Raw genomic sequence first — 18,768 nt, 5'->3', positions numbered from 1 at the left:
GCTCCTAGCCTCGGAGGCTCGTCGGGATCAGCAGTCCGTTGGTGGTGACCTCGAACTCCACGCCCGCTCCGTACAGCGTGCTCGTGGACTCCGCGAACGGCATCACCTCGAGGTTACCGATCGCCGAGGCCTGCGCGGCGGTCCACGCGTCGCAGCTGTCCTCGCCGGCCAGCTGCTGCGCCTCGGCCGTCAGGTCGAAGAACTCCTGGTTGGTGTTGTACGTCCAGTTGCCGCCGTCCGGGGGGAACGGACCCGAGAGGATGCCGGCCCAGGTGGAGGGCAGCGTGGTGGAGATCGGGGCCCAGATGAGGTCCCAGTCGCCGCCCTGGAAGATGACGTCGGTGTACGACGACGACGGTGCCGGAGTGACCTCGACGCCGATCTCGCCCAGCTGCTGCTGGATGAGCTCGATGCCGGCCACGACCGACTGCGCCTCGGTGGACGGGTAGACGAAGGTGAGCTCCAGCTTCGCGCCGTCCTTCTCCCGCACGCCGTCGGCGCCCACGGTCCAGCCGGCCTCGTCGAGCGATGCGGCCGCCGCGTCGGCGTCGAACCCGATCAGCGACGTGGTGGCATCCGCCCCGACGCACACCGCGGTGAACGAGGAGACGAGCGAGGTCATCAGCTCGCCGCGTCCACCGGTGGAGACCGAGGCGACCTCGTCGCGGTCGATGCCGCCGGCGATGCCCTCCCGCACCAGCAGGTCGTTGGTCGGGCGTCCCTCCGACTGGTTGAAGAACATCAGGCCGGGACGGGCGGGCACGTCGATCGTGAACAGATCGCCGCTCTCCAGCCGGTCGCGATCCGTGCCGCCGACCTCGGCGACGTTGATCTCGGAAGACAGGAGCATGTTCGCGCGCGTGGGCTCGGTGTCGACGACCTCCAGCTCGACGGTCTTCGGCAGCCCCTCGGTGTCGCTCGTGACGTCGCCGGGACCCCACGTGTAGTCGTCGCGCAGGGCGAGCGTGTAGGTCTGCCCGGGCGAGGAGTCCTCGAGCGTGTAGATGCCGGTGCCGACGGGGGTGGTGTCGAGCGACGCGGGGTCCTCGATGCCGGCCGCGCACACGACCGGCATCTGGCCGATGTTGCTGAGCAGGAAGCTCTGCGACTGCGCGCTGGTGAACGTGACGGTGCGCGAGGCGTCGTCGGCCTCGACGGTCAGGCCCTCGGCGGGGAAGTAGACGCCGGAGTAGGGCGATGCCGTCTCGGGGTCTGCGGCGTAGTCGAACGAGGCCTTGACGTCGGAGGCGGTGAGCTTGGAGCCGTCCGTGCAGACGATCCCCTCCTTCAGCACGAACGACACCTCGGTCGTCGACTCCGTCCAGCTCTCGGCGAGCAGGCCCTCGGCGTCCTTGCCGTGGGCGAACGACATGAGGGTCTCGTACAGGTAGGCCGAGACCTCCTGCCCCGCCTGCGTCGCGTTCGTGATCGGGTTGAGCGAACCCGGGTCGGCGGCGATGGCGATGGTGGCCTTCTCGACCGCTCCGCCTCCTGACCCGTCTCCCCCGCCGGCGCAGCCGGTCAGGGCGAGTGCCGTCACGCCGACGACCGCGGCTACGATGCTGCGTCTCATGGGTGTCCTCTCTTCACGGAACCCTCGGGCGGGTTCCAACTCATTGAAAATTATGAATTGCTCTTTATTGCCTCGTGTCGGCGGTGTTTCGGGTTTGTTACCGGTCACGAGTGGTCGTCGAGAAGGGCGGCGGCGCCCATCACCGACTTCAGCTCGAGGAACTCCTCGAACCCGTGCACGCCGCACTCCCGGCCGACGCCCGACTGCTTGTACCCCCCGAAGGGAGCCCCCACGTCGAGCCCGGCGCCGTTGATGCCGACGGTGCCGGTGCGCATGCGCAGCGCGACCTCGAGGGCGCGTCGAGGGTCGCTCGACCACACGCCGCCCGACAGGCCGTACACGCTGTCGTTCGCCAGGTCGACAGCCTCATCGACCGTGGCGTACGGAGTGATCGTGAGCACCGGACCGAAGACCTCCTCGTGGAAGATCCTCATGTCGGGTGTCACATCGGCGAAGATCGTGGGCTGCACGTAGGCGCCGCCGGCCGTCGGTTCGACGATATCGAGGCCGCCGGTCAGCACGCGCGCACCCTCGGCGATCGCCGTCTCGATGTGCGACCGCACCCGCTCGCGCTGCAGCGCCGAGGCGACCGGCCCGGTGGCCGTCCCCTCCGCGCGCGGGTCGCCGGGCGCCCAGCCCGCCGCGGCCTCGACGGCCGCGCGCTCCCACGCCTCCCGCATGCCCTCCGGCACCAGCACGCGCGTCTGCGCCGCGCAGGTCTGTCCGGCGTTCGCGAAGCACGAGGCGAGGACCCCCCGCACTGACTCGTCCAGCGGCGCGTCGTCGAGCACGATCGCCGCCGACTTGCCCCCGAGCTCCAGCGCGACCTTCTTGATGGTCGCGGCGGCGGCGCGCGCCACCTGCTCCCCCACCTGGCGCGAACCCGTGAAGGTGACCATGTCGACGCCGGGGTGCGCCACCAGCGGCGAGCCGACACCGGCGCCGTCGCCGTGCACGATGTTCACGACGCCGGCCGGCAGCCCGGTCTCGCGGAGGATGTCGCCCACGATCGCGGCGTTCAGCGGCGCGACCTCGCTGGGCTTGAGCACCACGGTGCAGCCGGCGAGGATCGCGGCGCCCACCTTGAGCATGATCTGGTGCAGGGGGAAGTTCCAGGGCGTGATCGCGGCGACCACACCGACCGGCTCCGCGACCACGAGGGAGTTCGAGACCGCCTCGCGCTCGACGTGCGCGCGGGCGGCCTCGACCAGCCGGGCGAGGTCGGCGATCGCGACGCCCACCTGGGCGGAGCGCGCGAACGCGATCGGCGACCCCATCTCCGCGCTCAACGTCGCAGCGAGCAGCTCACGGTGGCGCGCCAACCCCTCGGCGAGCGCCTCGACATGAGCGATCCGCTGCGACATCGGCGTCGTCGACCAGGTGCCGAACGCGCCCGCGGCCGCAGCCACCGCACGATCCACATCGGCGGGGCCGCCTGCCACGACGGCACCGATCACGGTGCCGTCGGCCGGGCTGACGACATCGATCGAGGCCTGCCCTGCGGCATCCTCCCTGATGCCGGCGATGTCGTGCCCGATGACCATGTCAGACCCCCGCCTGCCGCACGAGATGCGCATCGGGGGCGAGCGGCGCCGGGCGCGGCACACCCTCGTGGATCAGGTGCCACGGCGACGGGAACTCGCCGACCGGCACGTTGATGAGGATCGGCTCGTTCGCGGGCACGGCGTCGGCCAGCACCCCCGAGAGCTCCTGCGGGGTAGTCGCCCGTGCGGAGCGGATGCCGAACGCCTCCGCGAGCGTGCCGTAGTCCGGATTGGTGAGGTCGCTGGCGAAGTAGCGTGCCCCGTACCGGTTCTTCTGGATGCGGCGCACATTGCCGTAGAACCCGTCGTGGAACACGATCGTCACGAGGCCGAGACCGTAGCGCTTGGCCGTGGACAGCTCCTGCAGCGTCCAGGAGAAGCCGCCGTCGCCGTTCACCGACACGACGGCGCGGTCGGGGTCGGCCGCCTTGACGCCGAGGGCCGTGGCGAAGCCGTAGCCGAGCGTGCCCTGGTAACCGGGGCCGATGTAGGTGCGCGGCTGGTACGCCGGATAGCAGGCGCTGGCGGCGTAGCCCACCTGCGTGAACTCGCTCACGAAGACGCCGTCTTCGGGGAGCGCGCCGCGGATCGCGGACAGGTACTCGCGCTGCGGGGCGATGTCGGCGAACTGCGCGGCGAGCCAGGCGCGCACGCGGGCGAACTCGCTCTCCCGCGAGTCGCGCGCCGGGGTGCCGACCTCGGCGGCCAGGCCGGCGAGGGCGAGGCGGGCATCGGCGTGCAGCGTCTGCGCGGCGGCACGCGGGCCCTCGAGGTCGGCGGCCTCCGCGTTCACGAGGATCACGGGGGCGCCGTTCGTGTCGACCTGGGTGCCGAACGTCGAGACGAAGCGCGTGCCGACGGCGAGCACCAGGTCGGCGTCCTCCCGGAACGCGCGGAGGGCGAGCGCGTCGAAGGCCAGACGGTGGCGGGCGTCGAGCGCACCGCGGCCGTTCTCGGTCATGAGCACGGGGGCCTCCAGTGCCTCGGCGAGTGCCTGGAGGGCGACCGATGCGTTCGCGGCGAGCACTCCCCCGCCCACCACGATCATCGGGCGCTTGGCCGCGAGCAGGCGGGCGGCGGCGTCGCGGATCTGCTGCTCCTCCGGCACGAGGGGCGCGTCGGCGACACGCTCGGCCGCGACGGCACGCGAGGTGGCGGCGAGAACGTCCGGCGGCACCTCGAGCGCGACGGGGCGAGGGCGGCCGCTGCGCAGCTGCGTGAACGCCTCGCGCACGAGCCCGGGGATCTCATCGGCGGAGCGGGCGGTGCCCGTCCATTTCGTGAGGCGCTGCAGGATGCCCGTCTGGTCGGGGATCTCGTGCAGGGCGCCGAGTCCGCGGCCGATGGCCTGCGAGTCGATCTGGCCCGCGATCAGGAGCATCGGCGAGTTGGCCGAGTAGCCGGTCGCGACGCCGGAGAGGGCGTTGAGCACGCCGGGGCCCGGCACGACCATCGCGACACCGACGTCGCCGGTGCTCCGCGCGTAGCCGTCCGCCATGTAGGTCGTGGCCTGCTCGTTGCGCGCGCAGATGAAGTCGACCTGGTCGGTGCGGGCGTGGAGGGCGTCTGCGGCGGCATCGAGCTGGACGCCCGGGATGCCGAAGATCCGTGAGACGCCCTGGTTGATGAGGGAGTCTGCGAGCAGATCGCCACCGGTGGGGTCGGTCATCTGTTTCCTCTCGTGAGCAGCATTGCGTGATTGACTGTATTAGATACATTCAATTACTGCAAATAGGAGAATCGCCCGCCGCCACCGCCCCGGCGCGGCAGGCGCTCCTTAGGATGTGAGAGATCCGCTCCACAGCCCCGCTCCGACCGAAGGATCCCCGTGGCCAGCACCCAGGAAGAAGCGCGCACGTTCCAGCGCGTCGCGCCCGCGCAGTCCGTCGCCGACCGCGTGGTCACCGAGGTCGAGGCGATGATCAAGACGGAGGGTCTCGAGCCGGGTCATCGCATCGGCACCCGCCAGGAGCTGTGCGAGCAGTTCGGTGTGGCGCCGGCCACGCTCGGCGAGGCGCTGCGGGTGCTGCGGGCGCGCGGCTCGGTCGATCTGCGCCCGGGTCCCGGTGGCGGCATCTTCGTCGCCGACCAGTCCCCGCTGATCCGCCTCGCGCACAGCGTGCTGCGGCTGCGGCAGACCGGCGCTCCGGTGAACGACGTGATCAAGGTGCTGGACGCGCTCGACGAGGCCGTCATGCAGGACGCGGTGCAGCACCGCACGGACGCCGACATCGCCGATCTCGAAGCCGTGATGGCGGAGCTGACCGAGCACTGGCACGACCCCATCGAGGGCCTGCACGGCAACTGGCGGCTGCACCGGCGGATCGCCGAGATCTCCCCCAACGCCGTGCTGCGTACGTTCTACCTCAACCTCGTCGACTACATCGAGGGTGAGACCGCGGGGGCCGCGACCGACGACGCCCTGGCCGTGCCGGGCTTCCGGCAGGACACCGACGAGCGCCTGCGCATCCACGAGGCCCTGATCGACGCGATCCGCTCCGGCGATGTGAAGGTCGGCCGCAAGGCCGTGCTGGACCACCGCACGCTCGGTCGCTGACACGCGCGCCCCTCGTCTCGCTCCGCTCACTCAGGCAGCACCCCGGCGACGAGACGACGGGCGCCTACGCGTCGCCGACTCCGACGTGGCGCCAGGCGAGCGCCGCGAGAGCCGCGGCCTGATCGCCCAGCACCGCGTCGTCGAACCGCGCATGCGGCGAGTGGTTCATCGGGATGTCGTCCTGGTCCACATCCGGCGGGGTCGCGCACAGGAACAGGAACGTGCCTGGCACCTCCCTGAGCACGAACGAGAAGTCCTCCGACGCCATCCAGGGCGCATCGATCTCCTCCACGCGGTCCTCGCCGAACTCGGCGCGGAGCACCGCTGCCGCCGCCGCCGTCTCCTCGACCGTGTTGACCGTGACCGGATAGCCGACGATCACCTCGACGTCGGCCGTGCAGCCGTGCGCCGCGGCGATGCGCTCGATCAGCGGCGGGAGCTCGGCCTGCGCCCGCGCGATCGACGCCTCGGACAGCGTGCGCAGGGTCGCCGCGAAGCCCGCGTCCTCGGGGATCACATTCGTGATCTCCCCCGCGTACAGCGTCGTGACCGACAGCACCACGGGATCGAACACGTCGATGCGGCGCGTGACCCAGGACTGCAGGGCGAGGATCAGCTCGGCCACCACGGGCACGGGATCCACGGCCTGCTGCGGCCTCGACCCGTGCCCTCCCCTCCCGTGCACGCGCACCCGCAGCACGTTGGCGCCCGCCATGATCGTCCCGGACTTCAGCTGGAACGTGCCGCGCGCGCCCGGACCCACGTGGATGCCGTAGGCGGCCTCGACCCGCGTGCCCGCGGCGTCGAGCACGCCGTCGCGGATCATGAGCGGAGCCCCGCCGCCCGCTTCCTCGCCGGGCTGGAACATGAAGACGACGGAGCCGGCGATGCGGTCGCGCCGCCCGGCGAGCAGGCGTGCGGCCCCCACGAGTCCGGCCACGTGCAGGTCGTGCCCGCACGCGTGCATCGCCCCGTTCGCCGACGCGTACTCGAGGCCGGTCTCCTCGACGATGGCGAGCGCGTCCATGTCTCCGCGCAGGAGCACGGACGGGCCGTCGGTCGCGCCGCGCAGCACGGCCGTGACCGAGCTGAGGTCCGATCCGGTCGTGATCTCCAGGCCAAGGCCGTCGATCGCGTCGAGCACGGCGCGCTGCGTCAGCGGCAGGTCGAACCCGGGCTCGGGGATGCGGTGCAGACGACGGCGCAGCTCCACCAGCTCCGGCTGCAGGCGTGCGGCGTCGTCGTGCAGCGTCATCCGTTCCCCTCCTGCGCCGCGGACGGCGCCGAGTACACCGTGCGCCCGTCGATGAGCACCTCCCGCACGGTCGAGGCGACGTCGAGCGGGTCTCCGGTCCACAGAACCACATCCGCGTCGCGGCCGGGCTCCAGCGCGCCGACCCGGTCGTCGATGCCGGCGATGGCCGCGGCCGTCGAGGTCATCGCCGCGAGCGCGGTCTCCCTCGGCAGCCCGGCCCGCACGGCCACGGCCGCCTGCATCGCGAGCAGGCCGATGGGCACGACCGGGTGGTCGGTGGTGAGCGCCACGCGCACACCCGCCGCGGCGAGCGCGGCGAGGTTCGCGGGATCGGCTTCGCGTACCTCCACCTTGGAGCGGCTCGACAGGATGGGTCCGTAGATCACGGGCACGTCGCGCGCGGCGAGGATGCCGGCGAGCTTGTGCGCCTCGGTGCCGTGATTGAGGACGAGGCGCAGCCCGAACTCGTCGGCGATGCGCAGCGCCGTGGCGATGTCGTCGTGCCGGTGCGCGTGCTGCTCCCACGTGAGCGTGCCGTCGAGGGCTTCCGTGAGCGCCTGCTTTCCGAGGTCCACGGCGAACGGCGTGCCGTCGGCGCGGGCCTTGTCACGCCGGACCGCGTAGTCCTGCGCGTCGCGCAGCGCCTGACGGATGACGAGGGCGATGCCGAGCCGGGTCGACGGCAGCTGCTTGCGCTCCCCGTAGGCCTGCTTGGGGTTCTCGCCGAGCGCCGACTTCATGCCGAGCGCCGCGCGGATCACCTGCTCGTCGACCGAGCGCCCTCCCGCCGTCTTGATGGCGACGCTCTGCCCGCCGATCGGGTTGCCCGATCCCGGCTTCACGACCACGGCGGTGATGCCACCGGCGAGCGCGTCGCGGAAGGCGATGTCCTCGATGTTGACGGCGTCGATGGCCCGCACGCCGGCGGTGACCGGCGACGAGACCTCGCTGCCGTCGAACCCGGCGGGGCCGTTGGCCTCCTCGTGCGCGCCGATGTGGCTGTGCGGGTCGATGAGGCCGGGCAGCACCCAGCATCCGGCGGCGTCGATCACCCGGGCGCCCTCGGGCACGGCGAGCCCTGTGCCGACGGCCTCGATGCGCCCGTCGGACAGCAGCACGGTGCCGCTCTCGATCTCCTCGCCCAGGCCCGTGACGACCCGCCCTCCCACGATCGCGACGGCATCCGTCATGCGTTCTCCTCGTCTTCCTCGGCGCGACGCTCGACCAGCTCGCGCGTCTTCGTCAGCAGCTCGTCGACGTCCAGGCTGAGGATGCCGGCGGCCGGGTCCACGCGCACCACGATGCCGTCGTCGCACCGGGGCGGCTCGCCGCTCAGGTCGACGAGCGGATCGTCGACCCAGATCCACGGCAGACCGTCCGCGTACCGGCGGATGTGCGCGAGCTTGTCGAACTGCACGGGCAGGAACGGCCACGGCTCCTCCGGCAGCTCGAGCGGCTCGCGGAACGCGGTGTGCGCGTTGTGGCCCCACTCCGACGCCCACACGATGTCGAAGTGCTCCGCCAGCTCGTGCAGCCGCTGCGCCGCGGCGTCGGGGATGGCGACGTCGCGCACCCACCGCCCCCACGCCGACAGGTGGTGCGTGCTCACCGGCACGGCCGGCTCGCCCTCGATCACGACGACGTCGCTGATGCCCAGCACGAGGACCGGACGGTCCCCCCGGGGCGGCCGCGCCGTGTACTTGGCCATGTCAGTCGTCCACCGCGTCGGCGAGCAGCGGCGCGTCGGGCGCGCCCTCGAAGTAGTTGCCACCCTCGATGCGGATCAGCCGCTCCGACTCGTCGAAGAACACGCCCACCGGGTCGCCGCCGCCCGCCACGGCCCGGTGCTGCTTGGCCATCATGCGCCGGATCATCGCGATGCCCTGGTCGGTGGTGGTGAGGTGATCCTCGGAGTGCAGCGAGATGGCGCCCTGCGACTTCTGCGCCTCGTAGTCGCCGGGCAGCCGCTGGTGCTCCAGGTCGGTGAGCTCCTTCCACGGCTTGCCCTCGTGGGTGGAGCGCAGCTTGGTGAGGAAGTCGGGGTCGCTGTCGCGCGCGACCGTGAAGATGCGGAAGTTGGTGTCGTCCATCGGCACCACCCAGCCGATCATGTTCGTCTGTCCGGAGGCGAGCTTGGGGCTCGCCACCACGCGCAGGTTTGGGAAGATCACCTCGGTCACGCGGCGCAGCTGCCGGCCGTCGCCGAGGTCGCGCATCTGGATGCTCCGAACGCCCAGCGGCGTGTACTCGTACTCGACCTCGGGGATCAGCGCCATCTCCGGCGTGAACTGGTTGCCGCTGAACCGGGCGTGCAGGATCGGCACGTGGAACGGGTCCATCACGTTCTCCCAGTGCTGCAGCCAGTTGAAGTCGAGCTGTGCCGGGCCGCCTCCGCCCACGCCCTGGTCGTTCACGATGAGCTGCTCGTCGTCGGCCAGCTCCTCGAGCGTGTCGTAGCGCGGCAGCACCGGCTTCTTGTCGGGCGGGCCCATGTAGGCCCAGATCAGGCCGTACTGCTCCTCGACGGGGTACCACGGCTGACGTACGCGATCGCGGTGCAGTCCCAGGTCGGGCTCGCACGGCTGCTCCAGGCAGTGCCCCTCGGTGTCGAACACCCAGCCGTGGTAGCAGCAGCGGATGCCCTCGTCCTCGACCCCGCCGTAGAACAGCGACGCGCCGCGGTGGATGCAGCGCGGGTGCAGCAGACCCGCCTTGCCCTTGCGGGTGCGGAACAGCACGAGCTCCTCGCCCAGCACGCGCAGCGAGAGGGGTCGTGTCGTCGCATCCTCGACCTTCGCGACCGGGTGCCAGTAGCGGCGCAGCACCTCGCCGTAGGGGGTGCCAGGCCCCACCTGGGCGAGCTCGTTCAGCGGCTGCCCGAGGCGCAGCCCGTATGCGGTTCCGGTGTCCATGGTCGCTCCGTTCGTGGGGGGGGTCAGATGTCGAGGACGAGACGGTCGCCGAGCGAACGGGAGACGCAGATCATCATCGTCTCGTTGCTCTCGCGCTCGTCGGGGGTGAGGATCGAGTCGCGGTGCTCGGGCGCCCCGTCGACGACGGCGGTCTCGCACGTGCCGCACACGCCCTCCAGGCAGGAGCTGGGCACGCCGATACCGGCGTTCTCGAGCATCTCGAGGATGCTGCACCCGCGGTCCACCGTGACGACGAGGTCGGACCGGCTGGCGACCACCTCGAACGACTCGGCGCCCTGCGATTCGCCGAAGGTCTTCGCCTGGAAGCGCTCGACGTGCAGCACCCCGCGCGGCCATCCGGCGCTCAGCTCTTCCAGCGCATCGAGCATGCGCTCCGGACCGCACGCGTACACACCGGTCTCGGCGGAGGGCGCACCGATCCAGGCGGCCAGGTCGAGCCGGTCGTCGACGTCGCCGCGCACCAGCAGCAGTTCGCCGCCCGCGAGCTGGGTCGAGGAGAGGAATGCCATGCGCTCCCCCGCCGAGCCGAGGTACGCAAGCCGCCACGGAACGCCGCGGCGGGTGGCCTCCTGCAGCATCGGCAGGATGGGCGTGATGCCGATGCCGCCGGCCACGAAGACGTAGTCGTCCGCCGGCGCGAGTGCGAAGTGGTTGATGGGGGCGGAGGCCGTGACGGGGTCACCGACGCGCAGCGTCTGGTGCACGTAGCGGGAGCCGCCGCGGCTCGGGCTCTCGGCGAGCACCGCGATGCGCCAGGCGGTGCGGTCGCCGGGGTCGGAGCACAGCGAGTACTGGCGTTCGACGCCGTTCGCGAAGCGGAGGTCGATGTGCGCTCCCGGCTCCCAGGCCGGCAGTTCGGCGCCGGTGGGGTCGTCGAGCTCGAGGGACAGCACGTCCTTCGCCTCCTGGCGCATGGCGCGTACGCGCAGGGCGAGGCGCTGTTCCGGGGAATCGACCGCAGTGTGGGGCACCGTCGCTCCGCTCCTTCCGTCGCATCCGATCGCCGCGGATCGGATTGACAACATTCTTTATATTCAATTGCGATAGTATGAAGTCCGCTCGGGCCTGTCAAACGGACACGGCCGCAGGAGCGCACACGAGAGAAGGGCCATCGGATGTCGGAGCTGAGACTGCGGGGAGACCTGGACGCGATCCCCGGCTACAAGCCGGGCAAGGCGGCACCGCAGACCGAGACCACCGGGCCCGTGCACAAGATCTCGTCGAACGAGAACCCGTATCCCCCGCTCCCCTCGGTGACCGCCGCGATCGCCGACGAGCTCGCCACCATCAACCGCTACCCCGAGACCGCGGCCACCGCCCTCACCACCGAGCTGTGCGCGCGCTTCGGTGTCGAGCCCGTCAACGTGGTGCTCGGCAGCGGCTCGGTCGAGGTCGTGTCGCAGCTGATGCGGGCCACCGCCGGCGAGGGTGACGAGGTGCTGTTCGCCTGGCGCTCGTTCGAGGCGTACCCGATGCTGGCCAGGGCCGCCGGAGCCGTACCCGTGATGGTGCCGCTCACCGCCGACCACCGCCACGACCTCGACGCCATGCTCGCCGCCATCACCGACCGCACGCGCCTGATCCTCGTGTGCAACCCGAACAACCCGACCGGTACGACCGTCGGCGACGCCGAGCTCGACCGGTTCCTGTCGCAGGTGCCGGCGCACATCGTCGTGGTGATCGACGAGGCGTACGTGCAGTTCAACGACCGCGCCGACTCGCCCGTGGGCATCGAGTACTTCCGCCGCTATCCCAACGTGGCCGTCGCGCACACGTTCTCGAAGGCGTACGGGCTGGCCGGCATGCGGGTGGGCTACGCCATCGCCCCCGAGCAGCTGGGCATCGCGCTGCGCAAGGTCGCCATCCCGTTCGGCGTCACGAACCTCGCCCAGACCGCCGCGGTCGCCTCCCTCGCTGCGGAGGACGAGCTGCAGGAGCGCGTCGACGCCCTCGTGCAGGAGCGCGAGCGCGTCGTCACCGCCTTCGCCGCCGCCGGGATCACCGTGCCCGAGAGCCGCGGCAACTTCGTCTGGCTGCCGCTGGGCGACACGACCGCCGCGGTCGCCGAACTGCTGGAGCACCACGGGCTGCTCGTGCGCCCGTTCCCCGGCGAGGGCCTGCGGGCCACCGTGGCCGAGACCGAGGCGAACGATCGCCTCATCGCGCTCGCACCGCAGATCGCCGCACTGCTCGCCCCGGTGCCGGTCGCGGGCTGACGCCGGGCCGCTCCGGGCGGGTCAGCCGTCGATGAACGCGGCGAACCGGGCGAGCGCGGCGCTCACGGCATCGGGGTCGCCCGGCTCGGTGAACAGCTCGGGATCGGCCGTATGCGCGGCGGCCGCGTGGGTCCAGCAGCCGATGACGCGTCCGTCCTCCACGATCGTCGCGCGCACCATGCCGTTCTTGCCCGGGCCGACGCGACCCAAGTACGCCGGGTCGCACACGGGCGTGCGGTCGGCGTAGGAGATGTAGTACTCGTCGAACGCGGGCAGCGCCTGCACCGACGACGCGGCGGGCGCCCGGCGGGGGTGCGCGACCGCGGTGAACAGGCCCTCCGCGACCTCGGTCACGCGCCCGGCGGCGCGCGCCGCGGCCTCCCTCGACTGCCCGAGGGTGAGCCCGGACCACCACGCGAAGTCCGCGACGCCCGCGGGGCCGTGTCCGTCGATGTAGCGCACGAACAGCTCGGCCAGCGGGTCGTCCGGCCGCTCGTGCGCACGGATGTGCTCCTCGACGAGCACGAACCGCTGGTCGCGCGTGATGCCGGAGCGCGGCACGATCGGCCCCTGACACACGAGCCCATCGATGGTCAGGTCGAACAGGAGGTGGATGCCGCGCTGGCCCGACGGGTCGATGCCCGCAGCCTCCCACACCGCGAAGACCTCGGCCCGCGTGAGCCCGCCGTCGCGCAGTCGCGGGACGAGCGCCTTCACCGCGGTCGCCGTGACCTCCGCGTCGATCCCGAGCTGCCGCTGCCGGGAGGCCGCCTGCTGCCGCTGCCGCTCGGCCGTGACCTCCAGCATCCAGCCGAGGTCGCGCGCGGGCACGGTGTGCAGCGTGCCGCGCATGGTCCACGCGCGCACGAGCTCCCCGCGGGCGAACGCGGCGTCCACATCGCGCAGGCGGACGGCGCCCCTGGCGCGGCAGGCCAGTGCCCACCGGCCGGCCGTGAGGTCTTGGCTCTGCACGGCCAGCAGGTGGCGCGCGGCGTCGGCGACCGTCGGCGCCGGCGCGGTCAGACGGTGGGAGCGGAGGCGCTCGGACAGCAGGGCCGCGGGAGTCATGCCCCCATCATGGCGGGTGCCTCCCCCATTCGCGGGTCAGGCCTGCAGCGTGACCTCGCGGCGCTCCGGAAGCACGATCGGGTGCGACCCGGCCATGACCTCCAGCACCCGGATGACCTGGCACGAGTAGCCGAACTCGTTGTCGTACCAGACGTAGAGGATGAGCGTGTTGCCGTGGGCGACGGTCGCGAGCCCGTCGACGATGCCCGCCCTGTGCGATCCCACGAAGTCGGTGGAGACGACGTCGGGGCTCTCGACGTAGTCGATCTGCTGGCGCAGCTTCGAGTGCAGCGAGATGCGCCGCAGGTAGTCGTTGACCTGCTCCTTCTCCACGGGGCGCTCGCAGGTCAGGTGCAGCACCGCGAGCGACACGTCGGGCGTGGGCACGCGGATGGAGCTGCCGGTGAGCTTGCCCTCCAGCTGCGGCAGCGCCTTGGCGACCGCCTTCGCGGCACCGGTCTCGGTGATGACCATGTTGAGCACGGCCGAGCGGCCGCGGCGATCGCCCTTGTGGAAGTTGTCGATGAGGTTCTGGTCGTTCGTGAACGAGTGCACGGTCTCCACGTGCCCGGCAACCACGCCGTAGGCCTCGTCGATCGCGGCGAGCACCGGGGTGATCGCATTGGTGGTGCAGGACGCCGCCGAGACAATGCGGTCCTCCGGCGTGACGTCGGCGTCGTTGATGCCGTGCACGATGTTCTTCAGCGCGCCCTTGCCCGGCGCGGTCAGCAGCACGCGCGCGACCCCGGCGGACCGCAGGTGCTGCGAGAGCCCGGCCTCGTCGCGCCAGCGGCCGGTGTTGTCGACGACGATCGCGTCGTGGATGCCGTAGGCGGTGTAGTCGATCGTGGCGGGGTCGTCGGAGTAGATCACCTGGATGCGGGTGCCGTTGGCGATGATCTGCTCGGCCTCCTCGTCGACCGTGACCGAGCCGGCGAAGCGGCCGTGCACCGAGTCGCGCAGCAGCAGCGAGGCGCGCTTGACGAGGTCGTTGTCGGAGCCCCGGCGCACGACGATGGCACGCAGGCGCAGTCCGCTGCCGCCGCCGGTGTGGGCGATGAGGATGCGCGCGAGCAGACGCCCGATGCGACCGAAGCCGTACAGCACCACGTCGGTCGGGTCGGCGGGCACGGCACCGATCGCGGGGGCCAGCGCCTCTGCCAGGTACTCGTCGAGCGGGCGGCCGCTCGACGCGTGGCCCTCCGCGAGCCGGGCCACGTCGAGCGAGGAGGCTCCTGGTCCGAGTGCGTGGATGGCCTCGAGCACGGCGAGGGTGTCGTCGATCGAGAGTCGTTCGTGGCCGAGCTGCGCGACGCGGTCGTGCACCTCGACGAGACCGGTCGCCGACAGGCCCAGCAGCCGGTGCCCGTGCAACGACGTGACCACGTCGTGCTCCCGCTTGAGCGCTCCGACGAGCGGGATCATCCGCTCCGCCAGCTCTTCGCTCGCCGTCCATTCGTCGCGGGGTGCCGCGGAATCGTTCATCTGCGTCCTTGCATGTGTGAGCGCGCGCCGAGGTCGCCGGCTCGCGCGAGGTTGCCGGTGGATTCGGGGGATGCCCCCAGCGTACAAGCCGGGCGAGGGCAGCGCCGAATCGGGTGTCCGGGGTCCCCGCCCGTCCGTTCTTTTCGTCTACACTGGTGGAATAATGAGCACTGCACTCTCCGGCGACGGCGCCGACCTGATCATCCGCGGCGGCCGCATCCACACCCTCGACCCGCGCGACACCACCACGTCGGCCCTCGCCGTGCGCGACGGGGTGATCGTCGCCACCGGTGCGGATGCCGAGGCGCTCCCCGCCCGGAGCACGCTCGAGCTCGACGGCCGCACGGTCGTGCCCGGCCTCAACGACGCCCACCTGCACGCCGCCTGGCTCGGCGCCCGCTGGCCCCACCTCTTCTTCTCCGACACCCCGCCGGAGCAGCAGCCGTCCGGCCGCCTGGTCTCCACGGCCGGGGAGCGACGCGCCACCCTGCGACGGGCATGGCGGCTGCTCGCCGAGCTCGGGATCACCAGCTACACCGAACCCGGCATCGGCCCCGGCGAGGACGACGGCGAGACGGGGTGCTTCGGCAGCGACATGCTCGACGCCTACGTGGAGCTGCACCGCGAGGGCGCGCAGACCTCCCGCGTCACGCTGCTGCGCCTGTTCGGCACGATCGACGGCGAGAGCACGCTCGACGACTTCGAGCGCGGGCTCCAGACCCCGCCGCCCTCGACCGACGCGCGCTGGCTCGCGATCCCCGGGGTCAAGATCTTCGCCGACGGCATCCCGCCGATGGCCACCGCCTGGACGGACGAGCCCTACGCCGACGGCACGACCGGACACCTGCTCACGCGCGGCGGCGGCGATCCGCTGTCGGCGTTCCAGCGCATGATCGAGCTTGCCGCTGCGCGCGGCCTGCAGATCGCGGTGCACGCCACGGGCGACCGCTCGATCGCCGAGTTCCTCGCGGTGCTGGAACGGCTCGACCCGGCACCCGCCGCGCCGGGACCGCACTACGTCGTGCACGGCGACCTCGCGACGCCCGCGCAGATCGCCCGCATGCGCGACATCGGCGCCGGGTTCGCGATCCAGCCGCTGATCGCCGCGCACACCCACTCGTGGGCCGCCGTCCAGCTGGGCGAGGCACGGGTCGCCGCGGCCTGGCCGCTCGCCGAGATGTTCGGCTCGGGCGCCCTCACCACGTTGACGAGCGACGCCCCGATCGCGACCCCGGACTGGCGCCCGAGCCTCGACGCCTCGCTGCGGCTCGTGACCGCGGCGGGCGGGGCGGACGACGCGGAGCTGCGGCGACGGCTCCTGCGCGCGATGACCGTGGAGGCCGCGCGGCAGGACGGCGCCGCCGACTGGAAGGGCACGCTCGAGCCGGGTCGCGTCGCCGACCTCACGGTGCTCGACGAGGATCCGCTCGAACCAGGGCGGGCGTTCACCTCCGTCACGGTGGAGCGCACGGTCGTCGACGGCCGGACGGTCTTCGCGCGCGACTGAGGCGGCAGCGGCCCCGCCCGGCCTCCGGAAGCGGGATCGAAACCGTGCCGGAAACCCGCCAGGAAGGCGCGGTTTCGCGCCCGCATCCGCGCACCACCGCCCGCGACCCCGGTGCGGGATCGAAAACGTGCCGGAAACCCGCCGGGAAGGCGCGGTTTCGCGCCCGCATCCCCGCACGTCACGCGACGGGCACACACGAAAACGGCGGGCGGCATGTTCACGCATGCCGCCCGCCTCTGATCCCCCTCGGACCAGTCTCAGACCGCGGTTCTCACACCGCGGTGGCCACCAGCACCCGCGGGCTCCCCGGCAGGGCGATCGTGTCGCGTACCGACCAGCCAGCGTCGCTCAGCCAGCCGCGCACCTCGGACTCCGGGTACACCACGGTGCCGTCGATCACCAGGTACTCCCCCGCGTGGAGGGCGTCGAGCGCGCGCTGCTCGGCGTCGTCGTCGAGGAAGAAGTCGAGAACGGTCAGGGTCGCCCCGTCGGCCGCGGCCGCCCGAAGGTTGCGGAAGATCTGGGCGTTCTCCTCCGCCGAGAAGCGGTGGATCACGTGGTTGGCGAACACGGCGTCGTAGGAGCCCTCGGGCGTCGCGGTCGCGGTCTCCCCCACCTCCACGGTCGTGCGGTCGGCCACGCCCGCGGACTGCACGGCCTCGGCCAGGCCGTCCTCGAACCCTGGCGCGTACACGAAGGTCGTGTGCAGCTGCGGGTTGCGCGCCATGACCGACAGCGCGAACTCGGCCGAGAGCCCGCCGAAGTCGAGGGCGTTCGTGGCACCGGAGAGGTCGACGAGGCGTCCGAACTCCTGCGCGTGCAGGCGGTTGTACGTCATGACGCCCGCCATGAACGTGCCCCAGCGCGCGTCGTCCATCTGCAGGTCACCCGGCTGCGTGGTGTCGACGGTGTGCGCGAACTGCAGCCAGTGCGGGTAGCTGATCTCGTCGAGGAAGGTGAGGAACGGCGCGAGGTCGATCGCGGCGGCGTCGCCCGTGAGGTAGGCCGCGGCGTCGTCGGCGAGGGCGTAGCGTCCGTCGGTGCGCACGAGCAGTCCCTTGGCCGCCATCGCGTCGGCGAGCAGGCGCGCGATGCGCTCGCTCACCCCGCAGCGCTCGGCGATCGCGCTGACCGTGTCTGCGCCGTCGGCGACGGCGGCGAACAGGCCGATCCGGCTGGCCTGGAACAGCTGCTTGGCGGCCATGTAGCCGGTGGCGATGTCGAGGATCCGCGCGGCGTCCGGCGTGGAGGTGTCGGTCATGGGGTGCCTTTCGATTGTCTACGAACGTGGGAAATAAAGGTCAGGGTGCGGGCCGTCCGACGGGCCCCGGCTCAGTCCGCGAGGAAGTCGCGGACCGCCGCGCGGAACTCCGGCGTGTGCGGCGCCGTGAGGTGGTCCCCCGGCACCCGCTGCACGCGGGCGTCGGGCAGCAGTGCGGCGAGGCCGTCGATGCCCGCCGCCATCGCGTCGTCGGCGCCGCCCAGCAGCAGCACCGGCTGCGCGGGCACGCCGCCCTCGGGCGCGAACGGCTCAGTGGCGAGCCCCTCGATCAGGTCGAGCAGCTCGCCGGCGCGGTTGCCGGGCAGAGTCGCCATGTGCACGATCATCGCGGTCAGCGGATCCGCGGGCGCCGCCCCTCCCCCGACGGCGGCACGGGCAGCCGGAAGGTCGACCAGCGCGAAGGGCTCCCCCGCGCTGAGCCCGCCGAGGACCAGGCGGCGCACCGCCACGCGCGGGTGACGAGCGAGGTCCCAGGCGAGCCGGGCGCCCAGCGAGTAGCCGACCAGATCGATCTCGTCCGGTCCGATCGTCTCGGCGAGCGCGTCGAGCACGGCCGAGGTCGGGACCACGCCGAGCGCCTCCGCCGCGCCGTGCGCCGGGAGGTCGATCACGACGCGCGGGCGGTCGCCGAGCACCCCCGTCCACTCCGTCTCCGGCCAGTCCTGGGAGCCGCGCGAGGCGAGGCCGTGCAGGAACACCACGGGTCGAGCTGTCTGTGCGGTCATGCGGCGCCTCCCTGTGCGGACCGGCGCCCCGCGATCAGCGCAGCCGCGCCAGGAACCGGTCGATGTAGCTCTCGTAGTCGGCGATGCGGTCGCCGTCCGGATACATGAGGTTGATGACGGTCGCGCCCACCGCCGCCGAGATGAACTCGTCCGCGAGCGAGCCGTAGTCCTGCTCGCGGATCGACCCCTCGTCGCGGGCCGCCTCCATCCGCTCGATCAGCGAGCGCCGCCACGACGCCAGGTGCCCGCGATACAGCTCCGCGAGCGCCTCGTTCGCCATCGCGTACTCCCACAGCGCCAGCAGCACCCGCCCCGCGGCGATCTGCTCCCGGTCGCGCGGGATGGTCGCCTGCAGGAAGCCCCGCAGCGCATCGTCGGCCGCGACCGGCTCCTCGCCCGCCGCCTGCACGCCCTCCGACATCTGCTGCAGGATCGTCTCGAACGTCGCCGCGACGATGCTCTCCTTGCCGGGGAAGTAGTGCTTCAGAGCCCCGTTCGCGAACCCCGCCTCCGCGGCGATGCTGCGCATCGTCGCAGCCTCGAAGCCGCCCTTCAGGATGATGCTCTTGGCCACCTCGACGATGTCCCGTCGCCGCTGGTCGTGGTCGATGATCTTCGGCATG

Annotated in this window: 16 protein-coding genes; 3 read left to right on the top strand and 13 right to left on the bottom strand. The window is 72.0% G+C overall.

The window, feature by feature from the left end:
- Positions 1-4: 4 nt before the first annotated feature.
- From ACFWCH_RS10885 to ACFWCH_RS10875, 3 genes are all read right to left on the bottom strand, one after another.
- Entirely contained in the window at positions 5-1,573 is a 1,569-nt protein-coding gene (locus tag ACFWCH_RS10885) for an ABC transporter substrate-binding protein (protein WP_378803530.1), read from the bottom strand.
- A 104-nt stretch (positions 1,574-1,677) separates the two neighbouring features.
- Positions 1,678-3,117, bottom strand: coding sequence for an aldehyde dehydrogenase family protein (locus ACFWCH_RS10880; protein WP_247638523.1), 1,440 nt, complete (start codon positions 3,115-3,117; stop codon positions 1,678-1,680).
- Between the two features lies 1 nt (position 3,118).
- The gene (locus ACFWCH_RS10875; protein ID WP_378803529.1) at positions 3,119-4,786 is read right to left on the bottom strand and encodes a thiamine pyrophosphate-dependent enzyme; all 1,668 of its coding nucleotides are present in this window, start codon (positions 4,784-4,786) and stop codon (positions 3,119-3,121) included.
- Positions 4,787-4,945: 159 nt separating this feature from the next.
- Here ACFWCH_RS10875 and ACFWCH_RS10870 point away from each other — a divergent pair, with 159 nt between their 5' ends.
- Positions 4,946-5,674 carry a FadR/GntR family transcriptional regulator gene (locus ACFWCH_RS10870; RefSeq protein ID WP_136029061.1) on the top strand — a complete coding sequence of 243 codons (729 nt, stop codon included), beginning with the start codon at positions 4,946-4,948 and terminating at the stop codon, positions 5,672-5,674.
- A gap of 64 nt (positions 5,675-5,738) precedes the next feature.
- Here ACFWCH_RS10870 and ACFWCH_RS10865 read toward each other — a convergent pair whose 3' ends face one another.
- Genes ACFWCH_RS10865 through ACFWCH_RS10845 form a run of 5 tightly spaced genes read right to left on the bottom strand, consistent with a single transcriptional unit; the run spans position 5,739 to position 10,833 of the window.
- Positions 5,739-6,929, bottom strand: a complete 1,191-nt coding sequence (locus ACFWCH_RS10865; protein WP_136035535.1) for a M20 family metallopeptidase — start codon at positions 6,927-6,929, stop codon at positions 5,739-5,741.
- Positions 6,926-8,119, bottom strand: a complete 1,194-nt coding sequence (locus ACFWCH_RS10860) for an amidohydrolase (RefSeq protein ID WP_136035536.1) — start codon at positions 8,117-8,119, stop codon at positions 6,926-6,928. Before ACFWCH_RS10860 ends, ACFWCH_RS10865 begins: the two co-directional genes overlap by 4 nt.
- The gene (locus ACFWCH_RS10855) at positions 8,116-8,637 is read right to left on the bottom strand and encodes a hypothetical protein (RefSeq protein ID WP_136035537.1); all 522 of its coding nucleotides are present in this window, start codon (positions 8,635-8,637) and stop codon (positions 8,116-8,118) included. The genes ACFWCH_RS10860 and ACFWCH_RS10855 overlap by 4 nt, the downstream gene beginning before the upstream one ends.
- 1 nt (position 8,638) lies before the next feature.
- Positions 8,639-9,841: an aromatic ring-hydroxylating dioxygenase subunit alpha gene (locus ACFWCH_RS10850; protein ID WP_136029053.1), complete on the bottom strand. Its 1,203-nt coding sequence runs from the start codon at positions 9,839-9,841 to the stop codon at positions 8,639-8,641.
- A gap of 23 nt (positions 9,842-9,864) precedes the next feature.
- Entirely contained in the window at positions 9,865-10,833 is a 969-nt protein-coding gene (locus tag ACFWCH_RS10845; protein ID WP_240753157.1) for a PDR/VanB family oxidoreductase, read from the bottom strand.
- Between the two features lie 144 nt (positions 10,834-10,977).
- Here ACFWCH_RS10845 and hisC point away from each other — a divergent pair, with 144 nt between their 5' ends.
- Positions 10,978-12,078: a histidinol-phosphate transaminase gene (gene hisC / locus ACFWCH_RS10840; protein ID WP_378803528.1), complete on the top strand. Its 1,101-nt coding sequence runs from the start codon at positions 10,978-10,980 to the stop codon at positions 12,076-12,078.
- A 21-nt stretch (positions 12,079-12,099) separates the two neighbouring features.
- On the opposite strand, the gene ACFWCH_RS10835 is transcribed toward hisC, so the two are convergent.
- Together ACFWCH_RS10835 and ACFWCH_RS10830 are read right to left on the bottom strand one after the other, a co-directional pair.
- Positions 12,100-13,146, bottom strand: coding sequence for a winged helix DNA-binding domain-containing protein (locus ACFWCH_RS10835; protein WP_378803527.1), 1,047 nt, complete (start codon positions 13,144-13,146; stop codon positions 12,100-12,102).
- 36 nt (positions 13,147-13,182) lie between these two features.
- The gene (locus tag ACFWCH_RS10830; protein ID WP_136036810.1) at positions 13,183-14,631 is read right to left on the bottom strand and encodes a glyceraldehyde-3-phosphate dehydrogenase; all 1,449 of its coding nucleotides are present in this window, start codon (positions 14,629-14,631) and stop codon (positions 13,183-13,185) included.
- Positions 14,632-14,794: 163 nt separating this feature from the next.
- Between ACFWCH_RS10830 and ACFWCH_RS10825 the strand changes: the two genes are divergently transcribed.
- A complete protein-coding gene (locus ACFWCH_RS10825) occupies positions 14,795-16,138 on the top strand; it encodes an amidohydrolase (RefSeq protein WP_136045709.1) in 1,344 nt (447 codons plus the stop codon).
- Positions 16,139-16,409: 271 nt separating this feature from the next.
- Here ACFWCH_RS10825 and ACFWCH_RS10820 read toward each other — a convergent pair whose 3' ends face one another.
- From ACFWCH_RS10820 to ACFWCH_RS10810, 3 genes are all read right to left on the bottom strand, one after another.
- A complete protein-coding gene (locus ACFWCH_RS10820; RefSeq protein ID WP_136029043.1) occupies positions 16,410-17,399 on the bottom strand; it encodes a methyltransferase dimerization domain-containing protein in 990 nt (329 codons plus the stop codon).
- 71 nt (positions 17,400-17,470) lie between these two features.
- Positions 17,471-18,145 carry an alpha/beta fold hydrolase gene (locus tag ACFWCH_RS10815; protein WP_378803526.1) on the bottom strand — a complete coding sequence of 225 codons (675 nt, stop codon included), beginning with the start codon at positions 18,143-18,145 and terminating at the stop codon, positions 17,471-17,473.
- Between the two features lie 34 nt (positions 18,146-18,179).
- Complete coding sequence (locus ACFWCH_RS10810; protein ID WP_136029039.1) at positions 18,180-18,767, bottom strand: TetR/AcrR family transcriptional regulator; 588 nt, start codon at positions 18,765-18,767, stop codon at positions 18,180-18,182.
- Position 18,768 lies beyond the last annotated feature (1 nt).

Source organism: Microbacterium sp. NPDC060132, from assembly GCF_042729675.1.
In the GTDB taxonomy this organism is placed as follows: Bacteria; Actinomycetota; Actinomycetes; order Actinomycetales; family Microbacteriaceae; genus Microbacterium; species Microbacterium sufflavum.
The sequence above is the reverse complement of the archived record's forward strand: the minus strand, read 5'-3'. Positions and strand labels throughout refer to the sequence as shown.